The organism is Flavobacterium aquidurense, assembly GCF_002217195.1.
Taxonomy (GTDB): domain Bacteria; phylum Bacteroidota; class Bacteroidia; order Flavobacteriales; family Flavobacteriaceae; genus Flavobacterium; species Flavobacterium frigidimaris.
In genome coordinates this window covers 46517-64124 of record NZ_MUGR01000043.1, presented here as the reverse complement: position 1 = coordinate 64124, position 17608 = coordinate 46517, and the positions used below count along the sequence as shown (strand labels likewise).

Annotated in this window: 17 protein-coding genes; 5 read left to right on the top strand and 12 right to left on the bottom strand. The window is 33.9% G+C overall.

Going from position 1 to position 17608, the window contains the following annotated elements; translation table 11 throughout:
* Positions 1-36: 36 nt before the first annotated feature.
* Positions 37-489 (bottom strand): GNAT family N-acetyltransferase, encoded by a 453-nt coding sequence (locus B0A67_RS20570; protein ID WP_072964207.1) that lies wholly within the window; start codon positions 487-489, stop codon positions 37-39.
* Between the two features lie 216 nt (positions 490-705).
* On the opposite strand from B0A67_RS20570, the gene B0A67_RS20565 reads away from it, so the two are divergent.
* Positions 706-1116: a helix-turn-helix domain-containing protein gene (locus tag B0A67_RS20565; RefSeq protein ID WP_072964210.1), complete on the top strand. Its 411-nt coding sequence runs from the start codon at positions 706-708 to the stop codon at positions 1114-1116.
* 333 nt (positions 1117-1449) lie between these two features.
* Positions 1450-2742, top strand: a complete 1293-nt coding sequence (locus tag B0A67_RS20560) for an aminopeptidase P family protein (protein WP_072964212.1) — start codon at positions 1450-1452, stop codon at positions 2740-2742.
* A 71-nt stretch (positions 2743-2813) separates the two neighbouring features.
* Here B0A67_RS20560 and B0A67_RS20555 read toward each other — a convergent pair whose 3' ends face one another.
* Complete coding sequence (locus B0A67_RS20555; RefSeq protein WP_072964214.1) at positions 2814-3332, bottom strand: ferritin; 519 nt, start codon at positions 3330-3332, stop codon at positions 2814-2816.
* 88 nt (positions 3333-3420) lie between these two features.
* The gene (locus B0A67_RS20550; RefSeq protein ID WP_042565526.1) at positions 3421-3777 is read right to left on the bottom strand and encodes a hypothetical protein; all 357 of its coding nucleotides are present in this window, start codon (positions 3775-3777) and stop codon (positions 3421-3423) included.
* Between the two features lie 390 nt (positions 3778-4167).
* On the opposite strand from B0A67_RS20550, the gene B0A67_RS20545 reads away from it, so the two are divergent.
* Positions 4168-4944, top strand: coding sequence for an alpha/beta fold hydrolase (locus B0A67_RS20545; protein ID WP_072964216.1), 777 nt, complete (start codon positions 4168-4170; stop codon positions 4942-4944).
* 174 nt (positions 4945-5118) lie between these two features.
* Here the strand turns inward: B0A67_RS20545 and B0A67_RS20540 are convergent, their stop codons facing one another.
* From B0A67_RS20540 to B0A67_RS20505, 8 genes are all read right to left on the bottom strand, one after another.
* A complete protein-coding gene (locus B0A67_RS20540; protein WP_072964218.1) occupies positions 5119-5793 on the bottom strand; it encodes an ATP-binding cassette domain-containing protein in 675 nt (224 codons plus the stop codon).
* On the bottom strand, positions 5790-6086 hold the full coding sequence (locus tag B0A67_RS20535; protein WP_072964220.1) for a hypothetical protein: 297 nt from the start codon (positions 6084-6086) through the stop codon (positions 5790-5792). Before B0A67_RS20535 ends, B0A67_RS20540 begins: the two co-directional genes overlap by 4 nt.
* On the bottom strand, positions 6087-8852 hold the full coding sequence (locus tag B0A67_RS20530) for a PD-(D/E)XK nuclease family protein (protein WP_072964222.1): 2766 nt from the start codon (positions 8850-8852) through the stop codon (positions 6087-6089).
* 63 nt (positions 8853-8915) lie between these two features.
* Positions 8916-10379 carry an OmpA family protein gene (locus B0A67_RS20525; protein ID WP_072964224.1) on the bottom strand — a complete coding sequence of 488 codons (1464 nt, stop codon included), beginning with the start codon at positions 10377-10379 and terminating at the stop codon, positions 8916-8918.
* A 114-nt stretch (positions 10380-10493) separates the two neighbouring features.
* On the bottom strand, positions 10494-11687 hold the full coding sequence (gene kbl / locus B0A67_RS20520; protein WP_072964226.1) for a glycine C-acetyltransferase: 1194 nt from the start codon (positions 11685-11687) through the stop codon (positions 10494-10496).
* Between the two features lie 82 nt (positions 11688-11769).
* Complete coding sequence (locus B0A67_RS20515; RefSeq protein ID WP_072964228.1) at positions 11770-14928, bottom strand: UvrD-helicase domain-containing protein; 3159 nt, start codon at positions 14926-14928, stop codon at positions 11770-11772.
* 164 nt (positions 14929-15092) lie between these two features.
* Entirely contained in the window at positions 15093-15692 is a 600-nt protein-coding gene (locus B0A67_RS20510; RefSeq protein WP_072964230.1) for a lipoprotein signal peptidase, read from the bottom strand.
* A gap of 121 nt (positions 15693-15813) precedes the next feature.
* A complete protein-coding gene (locus B0A67_RS20505) occupies positions 15814-16029 on the bottom strand; it encodes a hypothetical protein (protein ID WP_072964232.1) in 216 nt (71 codons plus the stop codon).
* 178 nt (positions 16030-16207) lie between these two features.
* Here B0A67_RS20505 and B0A67_RS20500 point away from each other — a divergent pair, with 178 nt between their 5' ends.
* Both B0A67_RS20500 and B0A67_RS20495 read left to right on the top strand, forming a co-directional pair.
* Positions 16208-16564: a roadblock/LC7 domain-containing protein gene (locus B0A67_RS20500; RefSeq protein ID WP_072964234.1), complete on the top strand. Its 357-nt coding sequence runs from the start codon at positions 16208-16210 to the stop codon at positions 16562-16564.
* A gap of 34 nt (positions 16565-16598) precedes the next feature.
* Positions 16599-16979 (top strand): hypothetical protein, encoded by a 381-nt coding sequence (locus tag B0A67_RS20495; protein WP_072964236.1) that lies wholly within the window; start codon positions 16599-16601, stop codon positions 16977-16979.
* Between the two features lie 245 nt (positions 16980-17224).
* Here B0A67_RS20495 and B0A67_RS20490 read toward each other — a convergent pair whose 3' ends face one another.
* On the bottom strand, positions 17225-17605 hold the full coding sequence (locus B0A67_RS20490; RefSeq protein ID WP_072964239.1) for a TraR/DksA family transcriptional regulator: 381 nt from the start codon (positions 17603-17605) through the stop codon (positions 17225-17227).
* Positions 17606-17608 lie beyond the last annotated feature (3 nt).

The window sequence follows — 17608 nt, the reverse complement described above, 5'->3', positions numbered from 1 at the left end:
ATTTCTTAATTAATGAAAAGAAATTATAACTGTGCATTAATTAATTCTCAACTCCATTACAGGCAAATATCGATCTTTAATAGAAGTTTCAATTTGTCCCACTTTTATAAATCCGAATTTAGCATAAAATATTTCAGCATTTGGTTCAGAATTTAGCACTATTTTTTGAACGTTTTGATCTTTTATTCGAAGCAGAAAATCATTCATTAGTACTTTCCCGAATCCTTTCCCTATAAATTCAGGCAAAACAAAAAGATTATCCAGTTTTATAGTATTTTCACTTTCGTGGAAGAAGGAATAATACCCTACAATTTGGTCTTCAGCAACTAAATTATAAACCGGATTAGTTTCGATATATTCCTTAGAAACCGTTAGAAATTGAGCCCAAATTTCGATTTGTTCGTTAGAATATCCCCAATATGCTTTTGATTTTTTGGTGATTTGGGTCAGGATTTCGTGGTCGCTTGGGATTGCTTTTTGTATGGTCATAACCTTTGGTTGTTTTTTGATACAATAATATTACAAAATCTTGTCATTGGCAGCAATGATAAAAAATGATACAATTATTTTTTTCGAAATCACAAATAGTCAGAAAAATTGTATTTTTACAATCCTGAAAACAATTTGTAAAATGTATCTCACAAGTACATACTTGTTTTCTACCAAAACCAAAAAACGTAAAAGAATTTTAAATATCTTTGAATTATGAGCACAGCACTAAAACCAAAACACATAGGCCGAAACATTAGCCGAATCAGAGAGCTTAGAGACATGAAACAGGAAGCTCTTGCATATGCAATTGGCGTAAGTCAACAAACTATCTCTAGTATTGAAGGAAGCGAAACTGTTGATGAAGAAAAACTAAAAGCAATTGCCAAAGCTTTGGGAGTTCCTGCCGAAGTAATAAAGAATTTTTCTGAAGAAGCTGTTTTTAATATTATTGGGAATACTTATCATAATGATTCTTCTTCGATTAAAAATAACAACTGTACTTTTAATCCTTTAGATAAACTTATTGAAGCTTTTGAAGAGAATAAAAAGCTTTACGAAAGATTGGTTGAAGCTGAAAAAGAGAAAGTGACTTTTTTGGAGAAGTTATTGAGCGAGAAAAAATAATTTCTGCGAAAGATATATTTATAGAAAAACCGAAGTTTTAGATGCTTCGGTTTTTTTTATGTTTATAGTTTTTTACAAATTGTTACGGGCACGGATTGCAAATCCGCGCTATCGGGATGAAAACATTGTGCAAAAAAGTCAATCTTCGACAAACCTAACAGGTTTTTAAAACCTGTTAGGTTTACTTGGCGGAACTACTTTGTTTAAAAACTTCGTGCCTTTGTGCCTTCGTGGCAAACCTAAAACAAATAAGAAAACTTTAATAAATCAATCTTATGTCACTTCTGTAAAAATCACTATTTTTGAAATTCGAAGTTCAAAACTCACATTATTATGAAATATCATCAAATAAACAGCGCTCTTTTTGTAAAAAATCGCAAAAAATTCACGGCAGAAATGAAACCTAACAGTGTTGCCGTTTTTAACTCAAATGACATTTATCCGGTTAGTGCAGACAGTACTTTGCCATTTGCGCAACACAGGGATATTTTTTATTTAAGTGGTGTTGATCAGGAAGAAAGTATTTTGCTTTTGTTTCCGGATGCGCCTTATGAGAGCCAAAAAGAGATTCTTTTTCTAAAAGAAACCAACGATCATATTGCAGTTTGGGAAGGTGAAAAACTAAGTAAAGAACACGCTTTGCAGGTTTCAGGAATCAGAACCGTTTATTGGTTACAGGATTTTCATAAAGTGTTGAACGAAATGATGACGTATGCAGATACGATGTACATCAACACCAACGAGCATTACCGCGCAAGTGTTGAAACAGAAACTCGCGAGGCTCGTTTTGTAAAATGGTGGAAAGAGCGTTATCCTGCACACAATGTAGCGAAAAGCAACCCGATTTTGCAGCGCATTCGTTCTGTAAAAGAAAGCGAAGAAATCGATTTGATTCAGCAAGCTTGCGATATTACAGAGAAAGGTTTCCGCAGATTGTTGTCGTTTGTAAAACCAAATGTTACAGAATATGAAATCGAAGCCGAATTGATTCACGAATTCGTTCGTAACCGTTCTAAAGGTTTTGCTTATACGCCAATTATTGCTTCGGGAAATAACGCAAATGTTTTGCATTATATCGAAAATAACCAACAATGCAAAGCCGGAGATTTAATTTTATTGGATGTTGCGGCTGAATATGCTAATTATTCCAGCGATATGACGAGAACGATTCCGGTTTCAGGAAAATTCTCAGATCGTCAGAAAGCAGTTTACAATGCTGTTTTGAGAGTAAAAAACGAAGCTACAAAAATGTTGACTCCGGGAACACTTTGGAAACAATACCATATTGAAGTAGGTAAAATCATGACCTCAGAATTACTTGGTTTAGGTTTACTGGACAAAGCCGATGTTCAGAACGAAAATCCGGAATGGCCAGCATACAAAAAATATTTCATGCACGGAACGTCTCACCACATGGGACTTGACACGCACGATTACGGATTGCTTCACGAACCTATGAAAGCCAATATGGTTTTTACGGTTGAACCAGGAATTTATATTCCGGCAGAAAAATTCGGAATCCGTTTAGAAGACAACGTTGTGGTTCAGGAAAAAGGAGAACCTTTTAACCTGATGCGCAACATTCCGGTTGAAGCAGATGAAATCGAAAGTTTGATGAATGAATAAACCATGATAAAAAAACAAAGCCCTTAATATTAAAATTAAGGGCTTTGTTTTTTTTTATAATAAATCGATATCTATCCGATTTTTGAAATCTGAACATCCAATTGAAATTTGCCATCAGCTTCGTTTCCGTTAATCAGTTCAAAAAGCTCTAAAGCTCTTCTTGCATTTTTCTCTTCTTCTCTTTGCTCAGCTACATACCACATCATAAAATCTTCTGTAGCGTAATCATTCTCAGCTCTACATTTTGCAATTACTTTATTAATCGCCTGAGTAACTGCAATTTCGTTTTGCAAAGCAATTTCAAATACTTCTCTAAAAGAAGCAAATTCCTGCTGCACTTCCGGAACAGATGGCGTAACTGCAATCCCTCCCATATCTGTAATATATTTGAAAACTTTTAGAAAATGCTCTCTTTCTTCTTCGGCTTGCTTGTACAAATAAGATGCTGTATTTGCATAACCATTTCTATCTAACCATGCAGCCATAGCTAAATATTTATTAGAAGCGTCGCTTTCTATTTTTGCCTGTAAGTTCAATATATTTTCTATTCCTTCAACTAATGAAGTACTTGTTCTTAGTAAATCTTTCATAACCTTTGTTTTTATCCATGTAAAATTACAAAAATTATAGAAGGCAGCTCTAAATGCCTTAAAATTTGGATTTAATCTAAGTAAGAATCTAAATAAGCTCTACGTTGACAGTATTGCAAAGCAAAGAATGTAAAGTGAGGGTGAATTTTGTTCCGTTTAATAAATCTCTTAACTGAACTATTTCGCAGATAGTAAGATTTCTGGAGAAATTTCTTTTAGTAGTTTCAATCAACTGTGCATCTGACTGATCAGATAAGTCATACAGCATATTGAGAATATCAACGCTATTAACCTTTCTTTGAAAAATCAAAAAATCATGAATTTTATAACTTGACACCGTATCAACAAAATTGATAATTATACTATTGGTCAAATCACATTGATAACTGTATCCTTTTTCGGTTTCAAATAATACTTTGGTGGTCAAATCACTAACTAATGCCATTCTGATAAAATATAATAACGCAAAAATATAGAATTTAAAGCAATAAAAAATATAATTAAGACTAATTTAAAATAACAAAATCATTTAATGTTCTTAAAAACAGTTCAAGTGACCGAATTTTCTTAACCATGTAAGTCATATAAGTTCATTTAAATAATAATCTTTATGTTTTTTTTTTTAAACTCACATAAGCTTATATGATTTGAATATTTGTCATAAAAGTGAACCGAATAACTTTTTTTTAAACTAAAATGAACTTATATCACTTATATGGTTTAAATATCAGCGTAAAGTTGAACGCGATAGGTACTATTTTTAACTCAAATGAAGTTATATCACTCATATAGTTTACGCTTTCTTATCTTTGTACTTTAAATTTAAATCATCATTTTGAAAAATATTTTATATAAAAATACCAGGATTTCTTATACTGATTCAGGCCAGGGAACTGCAATTGTACTACTTCACGGCTTTCTGGAAAACAAAAAAATGTGGAAGGATTATGTTGCTCTTTTCTCTGAACAATATCGCGTTATTGCGATCGATTTATTGGGTCACGGCGAATCTGATTCTTTGGGATATGTGCATTCTATGGAGGATAATGCGAATGTTGTTCAGGAAGTTTTAAAACATTTAAACATCGAAAAAGCAACAATTGTTGGTCATTCTATGGGTGGTTATGTTGGCTTGGCTTTCGCCGAATTATTCCCAAAGAACATCAATAAACTGGTTCTGCTCAATTCTACATCAAAAGCAGACAGTCACGAGAAAAAAATAAACCGAAATCGCGCTATAAAAGCAGTAAAACAAAATTATGTCAACTTCGTAAATCTTGCTATTGGCAACTTATTCAGCGAAAACAACAGGGCCAGACTGACTGAAGAAATTGAAGAAGCAAAGGTTCAGGCGTTAAAAACTCCTTTGCAGGGAATTGTGGCTTCGCTGGAAGGAATGAAAGTGCGAAAAGACAGAGCGTCGCTTTTGCAAAAGAATTCATTTCCGGTTCTGTTGATTTTAGGCAAAAAAGATCCCGTTTTAAATTACGAGGAAAGCATTACCCAAATCGAAAATACTATGGCAAAACTGGTTTCTTTTGAAGACGGACACATGAGCCAGATTGAAAACAAAGAGGAATTGAAAGCTGTATTATCTGATTTTTTCGAATAATTCGACCACTCTAAAAAATAAAAAAGGCTGTTCTAAATGAACAGTCTTTTTCTCATTATTGGGGGCGAAAATTATAGTTTTGAAATAATATCAGAACGAAAACATAAATAATCCAGCTTTAGAAGAACGCGCAAAAAAAGGTTTTTTCAAAAAGATCTTTAGCTAAAAAGATATCTATAAAAAAGCTGAACTGGTCAGATAACCTTTGTCAACAAGTTCAGCTTTATCTTTGATACAATGAGTTTTACCGTCCTTAATCAGTACTAATTGAGTCGAAATTCTGATTACGTTCAAATAATTGTGATCGGTAACAATAATTCCTTTTCCTGCAGAATTTACTTTTATCAATTCATTGACCACATCTGCCATTATTGGCGACAAACCATTATAAGGTTCATCAAGCAGCACAAACTTTGAGGGATTAAAAAGGACTATTTTAATTTCAAGATACCGCAATTCCCCACCAGACAATTGATGTATTCTTTTGTTCAAAATCGACTGAATAAATTCATCTTCATAGAAAAATGTTATTTTTTGTTTATCGATCGATAATAAAATTGCCTTTTTTACAGACAAATGATTTGGGATGAATTGTTCCTGCGACAAATAACTAATTTCTTTCGACAAGCTATTTTCATTATTCTTCGAAACAGAATCAATTCGAATGCATTTATTAGGAGCTGATTCAATGCCAAAAATAATCTTCAATAAAGTCGATTTCCCGGAACCATTTCTTCCTAGTAAACCAATGATTTCAGATGTTTCACATTTCAGATACACATCAGAAAGGATAATTCTTTCGTTAAACTTTTTTTGAATTCCATCAACTTCTAAAATGTGTTTTTTCAAAATATTCTTTTTATTAAAAAAGTTACAAGGCCAATTAAAAGTGTAGCACAAATAGTCAGAAGATAACTAAAAATCAAAAGTCTCGTTTTAGAGATTCCGTTATTCGAATAAAACAAATAGTCATTCTTGCGATACAGTTCCTTAAAAGCAACACTCATCAAAAAACCAAAACTCAGAAACACGGTAAAGAAATAATCAAAACCGGTCAATAAAACAGCAATAGCACAAACCGACAAGTTGATAACTAAAGTAGTTTTAAAGAATTCAAAGATGTTATTTAACTTTCTGATCATTTAGTTTATTTTTTCCTCGAAAGGAGTATTAACATTAAAAATTTCTGTCAGCAAGACGACAATCTCTTCTACATAACTCTTCAGAATTTCATTTGTAACCGTTGAGTCCAACTCTTTGTCTTCTTTAAATCCAAAAGGAAGAAAACCTGATTTTAAGTTTTTAAACGAAATAATCCCAACTTCAATTGGCAAACCGGCAGCTTCATTCTCATACATAAACGCGTAAGCCAAAACCTGAATGATTTTATCGTTTTTAAGCTCCTGTGTCAATCCGTTCCAAGACTTCAGTACTACATTTGTTTTTTCGACTTTACCGGTCTTATAATCGACAATTCTAATTTTTCCGTTACGCTGTTCGATTCTGTCGACATTTCCTTTAATTAAAACCGGAAACGGCAAACCGGGATGAATCAATTTACGTTCGTAAGTCTTTTCTAACGCTATAATTTTAATTGCATCTCCATTTTTTATAGCCTCTAATTCCATTTTCAGGAAATTAGAAACATTTCGTTTTGCCACTTCAAAAGCCAAAAGATTACGGCCTTTTTTAATTTCTCCTTCTTTATACACTAGTTTAAATTGTCTCAAAACTTCCTCATCCAGCAATTTGAAACAATTTTCGATATCAGCCTCAGAAATAAACCTGCCAACAAAAGGATCGTACAAAGCTTTTAAGGTTTCGTGAATTATAGTCCCTAAAGTGTTTAGTGCAATATTTTCTTCTACCTCTTCAACCTCCCGAATACGAAGGATCTTTTGAAAATAAAACTCAATAGGATTCCGAATATAGCTCGTTAACGCCGAAGGTGAAAAACCAACAGTTGCAACTTCTTTCAAACGCTCCATTACAGCATCAGATTTCGCAACAACCATAGGCTGATAGGCAGATGTAGGCAATACCGGATTATAAATATCGAAATTCAGATTGTGTTTAGCTTGTTTCTCTACTTCTAATTGCGTTATAAAACGGCTTCGTTCTCCGGCATCCAATCCATCATTTTCAGTATTATAAATAAGATAAATATTTTTAGCCCTTTGCAGTAAATGATAAAAGTGATAGGTATAAATGGCATCTTTTTCTTTAAAAGTCGGCAAGCCTAATTCTCTTTTTACATCATAAGGAATAAATGAATTCTGGGATTTTCCTGCTGGAAACTTTCCTTCATTCATAGAAGTTACGATTACAGTATCAAAATCCAGAACACGACTTTCCAGAACCCCCATAATTTGAAGTCCACGCAAAGGCTCCCCTTCAAACGAAACTTCGGCAACATCTATAATTTGTTTATAGATGGCATGCAAAGTATCTATATTATCAATATGATTGTGCTGGGTATAATAATTAATCAATTTATTTATCACTTTAAAAACAGCAAAAACAAATGCTTTTGCAATCTTTTCTTCTTCATTGTCATTACTGAAATTTTCTTTTATCAAAAGTAAAATTGCCGAGACATTTTCAAGAACCGCAATTGATCCGCTTTCCCATTTCTGGAACAACAATTTAAATAACTGCGAATGATCTGAATTGAGTTCTATAATTCGATTGTGGGTAATAAAAGTATAATTATTCTCTTTGATAATCCTCACTAAATTTCTGGCATTGGCATAAGGCTCCACCAATGGATGCGTTAAAATATCTAGTACATCTTTATAGTAAAACACATAACTCTCTCCTTTTCGGGAAAGTGCATTGGTATGCATTTTAAATAATTTAGCAATCAATATCTGTGATGGATTGTTTTTTCCGGAATACCCCATCGTGATATTCAGGCTTCCAACAGAAGACGGCAATGAATACAGTACTGGCATTAATAAATTTTCCTCACCAAGCACAATAGCCACTTTATCAAGAGATGTTGCAGGGTCTTCGTTAATGATATTTTCGATAATACTTCCCGCTAATTTTGCCTGACCAATAGTTTTAGGTGTTCCTATTACCTGAATATTTTTAGATTGCGAAAAATCATCTACAATCCACTCAAAAATATTCGTTTTATAGTGTTTCCAGCTTTCCTTAAAACGTCGCACAAAAAGCCCGGCATCATGATAGGGATCATTAAGAAAAGTTTGATCAACATCCCAATAAATTTTAGCATGATCCGAAGCTAAAAGATGTTGCACTATTTTTTCCTCTGCAGCGTTTAAAGCATTAAAACCTGCAAAAATAAATGTCCGATCTGATAGGGTATTCGAAAAGTGATTCAGATTATTAACCGCCTCTCTGTAAATTAATCCCTGGTATCCCACTGATTTATTCAGCAAATGATTGTATAAAGCGTCATAATACATGGGAAGAAGTTTCCAGAAATCAATATAGTTTTCAAGAAGTTTGGTACTATTTTCGACTTCTATTCCCCATTTTTTAATGTCTTCAATGTCTTTTAGGTAAGACAAAACATGAGTTGGATCTAATAAATAGCGATCAATCTCATTAAAATCCTGCAAAAGTGTTTTTGCCCAATTGGCAAATAACTCAAATGACTGTTGATTTTGTTTTTCGGTTACGGACAAATACACTTCATAGAACTCAAACAAAAGTTCAATTGCATCTATAGATCGTATCGAAGCGACATCTTGCACAAAGTCTTCGATACTAATGATTTCAGGAGAAAGGATTGTATGATGAGTTTCATTTTTCAGCGCTTCAATCAAAAAAACTTTAGCTCTTTTATTGGGCAACACTATAGTTGTCTGAACTAATTTAGTTGAATAATCCTGAATTATTACAGTCGCAATTTTTCCGAGAAAAGAAGTATTTATCATTTGATAAAAATAAAAAAAGCCATTCAATTAAGAATGGCTTTTAGTATTTATTTAGAAAGTAAATTAGATTTTACCTTGGTATTTAGAACCAATGTGTCTAATTTCTGTTCTTCTGTTTTGTGCTTTACCTGCAGCAGTTTTGTTACTTGCAACTGGTTGAGAAGATCCAAATCCTTTAGCTTCTAAGTTTTCTGGATTAACACCTCTTTGGATTAATGCATTCATCACAGCTTCAGCTCTCTCTTTAGATAACTTGTCGTTGATTTTTGCAGAACCTGTACTATCTGTGTGTCCTTCAATAGAGAATTTCGCGTTTGGATAGTTTTTAAGGATTTCTTTAATTGCATCTAATCTAGCTGGAGTTTCTTTATCTCCTGCTTTGAAAGTAGCTTTACCTGAGTTAAAGTAAACTGCTCTTGCCTGAACTTTAAGATCTTCTAAAGCTTCAGTAGTAACTTCAGGACAACCTCTGTTTGAAGCAGGACCGTAAACTGTAGGACAATCATCATCTTTATCAGCTACACCATCTTTGTCAGCGTCTAAGAAAGGACAACCACCATTTTCTTTAGGACCAGCAACTGTAGGACATTTGTCATCTTTGTCTGGAACTCCGTCACCGTCAGTATCAGGACATCCGTTGAATTGTTTTAAACCAGCAACATCTGGACAAGCGTCATCTTTATCAGCAACTCCGTCTCCGTCTCTGTCTGGACAACCGTTTAATGCAGCTAAACCAAATTCAGTAGGACAAGCATCACTAGCGTCAACAATTCCGTCTCCGTCAGTATCAGGACATCCGTTGAATTGTTTTAAACCAGCAACATCTGGACAAGCATCATCTTTATCGTAGATTCCGTCTCCGTCAGTATCTTTACCTCCGAATTTGAAAACTAGACCTGCAGTGTGTTGGAAATGAGATGGAGCGTCTGGAACACCAGCAGCATCTTCTCTGTCTCCACTAACTGACCATTTGTATCTTGTAGCAAGCTCAAGACCAATAGCATCTGTAAACCAGAAAGTAATTCCAGCACCTGGATTTACAGTTCCGTAGCTGCTATCTCCGAAGAAAGTATAACCTCCACCAACAGATAACGAAGGATCGATTACTTTAGATTTGATTAATTCCTGGAAGCTATATTTAATAGTAGCATCAATTCCGTAATACATCAAATCACCAGGATTAGTTACTACGTTACCTCTTGAATCATGCCCTGGAGCAGATGGGTTGAAAGTAACATATTTATCAATTTTGTTCACAGATCCTTGTAAACCAACAGAAAAACCACTACCTACATATCTAGACACACCAATGTAAGATAGAGATGGAAGAATATTCCAGTTGTCTTTTGCAGCGAATGGCTGAGAAAAGTGTTGATCAAAGAAACCACTTCCTGCACCAGAACTGGTTCTAGTGTCAACGGCATTAACTCCAAAAGAGATAGCCCATGGATTGTTACTGTCTTGTGCGTGAGAAGTTAAACCCATCACCATCATCACAGCAACTAAAAGTTTGTTAAGATGTTTCATACTTAATTTTTTTTAATTACAATTTAGTTAATTACAAGCAAAAGTAACACCAAATTTTTTAAATACAAAATGAAATGTTAAAAAAAACCTACAAAAATTTAACCAAAGTGGGAATTATATAACTTTTAACATTTGTCCAACAACTATAAAGGCCTCTACAGCCCTATCTAAGTGCTCTTTGGTGTGTGCAGCCGACAATTGAACCCTAATTCTCGCTTTGTCTTTTGGCACAACAGGAAAGAAGAATCCGATTACATAAATCCCCTGTTTCAAAAGTTCATCAGCCATTGTTTGTGACAATTTTGCATCATATAACATCACCGGAACTATCGCGGAGTCTCCATCAATGATATCAAAACCGGCTTTTTTCATTCCTTCTTTAAAATAATTCGTATTCCACTCTAATTTATCTCGTAAAGAAGTATCTTTTTCTAATAATTCAAAAACTTTAATAGAAGCTCCAACAATAGCCGGAGCAAGTGAGTTCGAGAATAAATAAGGTCTTGAACGCTGACGTAACAATTCTATTATTTCTTTTTTGGCTGTTGTATACCCGCCCATAGCTCCTCCAAGAGCTTTACCTAAGGTTCCGGTTATGATATCAACTCTTCCCATAACGCCTTTTGCTTCAAGCGTACCTTTACCAGTTGCACCAATAAATCCGGCAGCATGACATTCATCTACCATAACCATTGCATCATATTTATCTGCCAGATCGCAAATTTTATCTAAAGGTGCCACAAGACCATCCATTGAGAAAACACCGTCAGTAACAATTAATTTAAAACGAGCTCCGGCTTCATTAGCCTTAATTAATTGCTGCTCCAGATCCTCCATATTACTATTTTCATAACGATAACGTGCCGCTTTACACAAACGCACACCATCAATAATAGAAGCATGATTTAAACTGTCTGAAATAATCGCATCGCTTTCTCCTAACAAAGGTTCAAAGACACCACCATTAGCATCAAAAGCCGCAGCATAAAGAATTGTATCTTCAGTACCGTAAAAATCAGCAATTTTTTTCTCTAATGTTTTATGAATATCCTGAGTTCCACAAATAAAACGCACAGATGACATTCCGAAACCATGAGTATCCATGGCATCTTTTGCTGCCTGAACCACTTCAGGATGCGACGAAAGACCTAAATAGTTGTTGGCACAAAAATTCAGGACTTTTTCTCCTGTCGAAATAGTAATTTCAGCATCTTGTGCAGAAGTTATAATTCGCTCCTTTTTAAAAATTCCATTCTCCTCAATTGTCTGCAACTCACTTTGCAAATGTTCCTTTATTTTACCGTACATTTTTTATTTATTTAAAACGTTAAAAATTAACAATTTAGACTTCTTAAAACCCAAATTTCAATTTAACACCTGATTAATTTCTTCACAAATTTACTACATCGATTTCTGTTCCTATATATACCAATGCCTTTTTTAACACTTTATACCCTAAATCCTCAATCGCATCCTGATATTCCTGGATTTGCTGGGTGTATTTTGAATTTACAGCTCCCGTTTTATAATCTAAAAGATAAGCTTCTTTACTTTGAGTCAAAACGATTCGGTCAGGTTTCAAAATTCGACCTTCTTTCTGAACTATTGTCTGCTCATTCAAAATGGTATAATTCCCATCAAAACAAACACTCAACTCGGGATGATGCACAATTTCCTGAAGGGACTTTAACACCATATCTATTTGATCCACTTTTATCAGACCGTTTTCAATTGCTTTTGTAATCGCCAAATCAACGTCTGACTTATCTTTAACAAAAGCCAAAATCTCGTGAATTATGTTTCCGTAGGCAATTGCTTCCTGCTGATGCGTTCCCCACATCAAGGCCTCACGTTGCGCTATCTTAATATTTTTTGGATTTAAAACTTCTGAAACAACAGGTATTGTTTTTACCAAATCAGCTGATTTTGTTGGCGATGAAAGCCTTATCCTATTTCCAAAATCATACTCTAGCCTCTCAGGATCATACACTCCTTTATGAATTAGATATTTAATAAAAAAAGAAGCCATATTACTTGGGAATTCTCCATCTTTTCTTTCTTTCAAAGATTGTGAAATCACATACAATTGTTCTTCTGCACGTGTCAATGCCACATACAGAACATTAATATTATCAAGTAATTCTTCTTGTTTTTTTAAATTAAAAACTGCCGAAGCACTTTCGCCAAAACCTTCGACCGCACTGCTATTATCAATCAACGCTTTTGGAACATCCAGATTAGCATCTTCAGTATCCAGCCATAATTTATCTTTTGGCTTACGATTATAATCTTCTTCGGCAAAAGGCATAATCACCACCGGAAATTCCAATCCTTTTGATTTATGGATCGTCATAATGCGCACTGCATTAATCCCTTCCGGAGACGGAATACTAAATTTCTCCCCGTTTTTATCCCAATAAGCCAGAAAATCAGCAATTCCGGCCTGATTTCTAATATCTCGTTCTAAAACAATATCCAGAAAAAACTGAACATACGCATTTCCTTCAGAAAGAGGTATAAATTTCGAAATAATAACTTCTACCGCTTCATAAAGTGATTTTTTCCGAACATTTTCAAAAGAAAGAGCAACATCAAAAGTCAAAAGCCATTTTTCAAAATCAACTTCAATCTTTTGCGCCATTCCTTTTGCAATAAAATCATGAACCGGCATTTCAAGCTCTTTGTTTGACGCTAAAAAATGAAGAAAATTAGCCTTTGATTCCAGATCAGCACTATTATTAAGGTATTTCAGCAAATGAACAATCAACCGAACTTCAACAGCATTCTGAATCATCAATGTTTCTGAAGACAAAATCGGAACACCTTGTTCTGTTAAATAATTTGCAATTGCAATTCCCTGATCTCTTTTTCTCGTCAGAATCACAATATCCTTATATTCGAAACTTTCACGAAGTACGTTCTGAATTGTATTTAAAGTTGCCAAAACATACAAATCTGATTTTTCAACCACTTCTTCTTCGTCTCCAAAATCACTTTTCTCCATTATTGGAAGAAATGAAATATTCACATAACCTCCTTTTTTTGAATTTGACTTTTGAAAACTATGATTTTCATACAAATCTTTATAATCTTCATTAGAAAACTCTGTCGAAATCAACCTAAAGAAATCATTATTAAAATCAATTACTTCACTATAACTTCTGTAATTGGTATCTAAGTGCATGATCTCTTTATCCGGATTATTAAACGGATTTAAACCTTTGCTCAATTCTATAAATTGTTCTGCTTTTCCGCCTCGCCAACGATAGATAGATTGTTTTGGATCGCCTACAATCATCAAAGTTCCTTTATTTCCAAAATCATCTAAACCGGAAAGCGAATTATCGATTAACGGAATCAGGTTTTGCCACTGCATCTCTGAAGTATCCTGAAACTCATCGATAAAAAAATGGCGATAACGTTCTCCGATACGCTCATAAATAAATGGCGCGGGCTGATTCTGAATTTCGCGATGAATTATAGCATTAAATTCCGAGATCGATAAGATATTTTGTTCAGATTGTATTTTTGCCAATTCATTACTCACTGTATTCAGAAGAGAAAGCGGCGTAATATTTTTCAGGAATGCTTTATAAAAATCTCTTTTCTCGAAATTTTTATAAATTTTCCCTAAAATCTGAAGCAGTTCCGGAATTATATTTTCGATTAACGCTTTGTCCTTGGCTGTTTTATTAATCGCAATATCATCGAACTCATGAAAAGTTTTATTTCGGGGATTGAATTTCCCGTCACGAATGCTTTCCAGATGATTCGGAAAGGTTCCACGCGAGAATGATTTTAAATCTATTCCGTTTTTATCAATTAGCAAGAGCGCTTCTGCAGCAAAATTTGCATTTTCAGACTCAAGATCTTTGCAGAGCGCCAGCATTTTCTTTTTTATTGCAACAAACTCTTCGATCGATTTATCCTGAAAATGAGAAATTTCATTTCGGTTATTTTCATTCAGAACCAATCTTCCTGTATCTAGAATTTCACGCGAAATATCCCAACTTTTATCATCGTCGGTTTTTTCCATCGTAAAATCGATCAGCAATTTTGTCAAAGTTTCATCCTGACCCGCCTGCGCAATAATCGCATCAACGGCTTCTACCAATAAATTCTCCGTATCCAGAGTTACCTCAAAAGTCATTGGCAAATTCAAATCATGCGCAAAAGCACGAATCACTTTATGCGTAAACTTATCAATTGTAGAAATATCAAAAGCGGCATAATTATGAATAAGATGCTTAATGATACTTTGCGATTTTATTTTCATTTTAATAATAGAAAGACCTGTATCACGAGACAGATCCTCCATTAAATCCATTGCTTTTCCCGAAGGTTCTTCTTTTGCAAATTCAGACAAGCTCCCTACAATACGGCTTTTCATTTCATGAACCGCTTTATTGGTAAAAGTTATCGCCAGAATATTTCGATAAGCATCATTCTTAGAAGACGAAAGGATAATTTTAAGATATTCCTTAACCAAAGTATAGGTCTTTCCTGAACCCGCGGAGGCATCATAAAGAGAAAAGGACGGACTTTGCATAACTTTAGTTTTATATTGTAAAAGTAGCACAATAAATATTAAACCCCAATAATGTAAAATTTTCAGAGTCCAAAAAACAAAAATTCCAAATTCCAATGTTTGATGCTTTTTACCGCATAGAATATTGGAATTTGGAATTTATTCTTTTGAAAATTTTAAAATAATTATGCGGTTTTAGGAAATACTCTTTTATTAAAAACCAGTAAAATTCCAACTCCTGTAGAAATTGCCATATCAGCAACATTGAAAATAGCATTGAAAAAAGAAACATCTTCGCCTCCCCAAACAGGAAACCAATTAGGCAATGTCCCTCTCCATATCGGGAAATAAAACATATCTACTACTAAACCATGAAACCAGGTACCGTAAGGTTCAGGCGAAAAAAGCGTTGCAAGATTACCATTACTGTCATCAAAAATAACTCCGTAAAAAACAGAATCTATTATATTTCCTGCCGCACCGGCAAAGATAAGCGCAATGGCAACTATCAAATAGGACGAATGACGCCTCTTGATCGAATCAGACAACCAATAAGCAATCCCGAAAACAGCAAAAATCCTAAAAACAGTTAGAATCAATTTCCCGTATTGTCCCGGTATTTTTGTTCCCCAAGCCATTCCTTCATTTTCGATAAAATGTATTCTGAACCAATCAAAAACTACTACTTCATCACCCAAAGCAAAGTTTGTTTTTACATAAATTTTTGAAAGCTGATCGACAATTAAAACTAAAAATATAAGGAAATACGCTTTTCGTAATGACATTTTAATAAATTTTGATGGGCAAAAGTAACAATTTAATCAAAAAAAACGCCCCCTAAGGAGCGTTAATTCTTTCCTAACACAAATAAGATGTGTTAACTTATTGCATTCACCGCCAAAAGGTTTATTTTTTTGCAGCTGACTGAGCCGGTTTTTTCGGACTATCAGCAAAAAAATCAGAAATAGATTTAAACAAACCTTTCCCTTCTTTTCCTGCCGAAGCTCTCTTGGCTTCAGCCTTTTTTACATCGGTTTTAAGTTTAATACGAATTTTTTCAAAATCTCTCATTCTACTCTCCACATCAGAGTTAACGTCTTTGAATTTCAATACTTTAGCCATTGTGTAAGTTTTTTATGTTAAATAAATAAAATTATTCATGATTTGGTATTACAATAATACATAATTTAATTTATATTTGTTAGTAAAAATTAACACTTGTTTAGATCTAAAAGCAATATTTTCTAACAATAGACATCAAAATACATTAATTTTAACAATTCTCCCAAATCCTACAAATATGAATGAAATCACATCTACTCTCAACGACTTCCTGATTACTACTAAATCTTCTGCGGCATTAATCTTAAATGGAAAAGGAAAACTAATCACATCTTTAAACATAGATTACGGAGACAGCGTTGCTGCAATGAGTGCTGCAATTTTATCCATGAGTGAAAAATTCTTAATTGATTTAGACAAGGGGGCTTTAAAACAGCTTTTCTTAAAAACTTCTGAAGGGGTTGTGATTGGAAACAAAATAAGCGGTTCCAATTTTATTATTGCTTTTTCAAAAGACGGAAGCAATCTGGGTTTATTAATGCGCTCGACTGAAGAGGCGGCCATAGAATTAAGTAAGAATTCCCTATTAAAATAACATAAATCCATTAACCCAAAAATCCACCTGAATTATGAGTAACGACTTTTTAAATGTGTTTCTAAACGAAATGAAAACCAACGTAAATGGCTTTATAGCTGTTGCAGTAACTGAAATCGAATCCGGCCTAAGCTTTGGTAATCTAACAGTTGATCCTGGTTTTGACCCTGAACTTGCAGCAGCTTACAATCTTGAGGTTGTAAAGGCAAAACTAAGTGCAGTAAAAGCTTTAAATTTAAATCAGGACATTGAAGATATCCTAATTACACTTTCGAATCAAATTCACATTATCGACATTTCTCCAAACAAAAAATTCATGATTTATCTTGCCGCAGATGCTTCTAAGGCAAATTTAGGAATGACCAGAGCTGTTTTAAGAAAACACAAGTTAGAGTTAGAGAAAAACTTAGCTTAATTTTTTTAGTTTATTTTAAAATTAGAGCTATCTGCTTTAGGATAGTTCTAATTTTAAAAAGTATTCGTTGCCCCAAATCAGACGTTTTTTACTTCTTACAAAAAAAGCAAATACAATTTCTAATTCCTCAGAGAAATTGCAATTAAATTCTTTCAAAAGCTCTACGACTCTCCTTAAACCCATTTTCGCAAAAGATTAAACAAAAAAACGCCCCTAAAAGGAGCGCTTATTTATTAAGTATTTGTTTATCGTTGCAAATTCTTAGCTTCGATACTCATTGTAGCATGAGGAACGATTTTCAGCCTTTCTTTGCCAATTAACTTTCCAGTTACTTTACAAATACCGTATGTTTTATTTTCAACACGGAATAATGCATTTTTTAGATCGCGGATAAACTTTTCCTGTCTGATAGCCAACTGTGAGTTTGCTTCTTTAGACATTGTTTCGCTTCCTTCTTCAAATGCTTTAAAAGTTGGAGAAGTATCATCTGTTCCGTTATTCAAATCATTCATATAAGCACTTTTAATCAAATCAAGATCTGCTTGTGCTTTTTGTATTTTATTTTGAATTATTTCTTTGAACTCAGCTAAATCAGCATCAGAGTATCTTGTAATTTCATCTGTCATGGT

What these genes read in the sequence shown, in the direction of transcription:
- B0A67_RS20570 (WP_072964207.1), bottom strand. Translation starts at nt 489, where the DNA reads ATGACCATACAAAAAGCAATCCCAAGCGACCACGAAATCCTGACCCAA.
- B0A67_RS20565 (WP_072964210.1), top strand. Translation starts at nt 706, where the DNA reads ATGAGCACAGCACTAAAACCAAAACACATAGGCCGAAACATTAGCCGA.
- B0A67_RS20560 (WP_072964212.1), top strand. Translation starts at nt 1,450, where the DNA reads ATGAAATATCATCAAATAAACAGCGCTCTTTTTGTAAAAAATCGCAAA.
- B0A67_RS20555 (WP_072964214.1), bottom strand. Translation starts at nt 3,332, where the DNA reads ATGAAAGATTTACTAAGAACAAGTACTTCATTAGTTGAAGGAATAGAA.
- B0A67_RS20550 (WP_042565526.1), bottom strand. Translation starts at nt 3,777, where the DNA reads ATGGCATTAGTTAGTGATTTGACCACCAAAGTATTATTTGAAACCGAA.
- B0A67_RS20535 (WP_072964220.1), bottom strand. Translation starts at nt 6,086, where the DNA reads ATGATCAGAAAGTTAAATAACATCTTTGAATTCTTTAAAACTACTTTA.
- B0A67_RS20530 (WP_072964222.1), bottom strand. Translation starts at nt 8,852, where the DNA reads ATGATAAATACTTCTTTTCTCGGAAAAATTGCGACTGTAATAATTCAG.
- B0A67_RS20525 (WP_072964224.1), bottom strand. Translation starts at nt 10,379, where the DNA reads ATGAAACATCTTAACAAACTTTTAGTTGCTGTGATGATGGTGATGGGT.
- kbl (WP_072964226.1), bottom strand. Translation starts at nt 11,687, where the DNA reads ATGTACGGTAAAATAAAGGAACATTTGCAAAGTGAGTTGCAGACAATT.
- B0A67_RS20515 (WP_072964228.1), bottom strand. Translation starts at nt 14,928, where the DNA reads ATGCAAAGTCCGTCCTTTTCTCTTTATGATGCCTCCGCGGGTTCAGGA.
- B0A67_RS20510 (WP_072964230.1), bottom strand. Translation starts at nt 15,692, where the DNA reads ATGTCATTACGAAAAGCGTATTTCCTTATATTTTTAGTTTTAATTGTC.
- B0A67_RS20505 (WP_072964232.1), bottom strand. Translation starts at nt 16,029, where the DNA reads ATGGCTAAAGTATTGAAATTCAAAGACGTTAACTCTGATGTGGAGAGT.
- B0A67_RS20500 (WP_072964234.1), top strand. Translation starts at nt 16,208, where the DNA reads ATGAATGAAATCACATCTACTCTCAACGACTTCCTGATTACTACTAAA.
- B0A67_RS20495 (WP_072964236.1), top strand. Translation starts at nt 16,599, where the DNA reads ATGAGTAACGACTTTTTAAATGTGTTTCTAAACGAAATGAAAACCAAC.
- B0A67_RS20490 (WP_072964239.1), bottom strand. Translation starts at nt 17,605, where the DNA reads ATGACAGATGAAATTACAAGATACTCTGATGCTGATTTAGCTGAGTTC.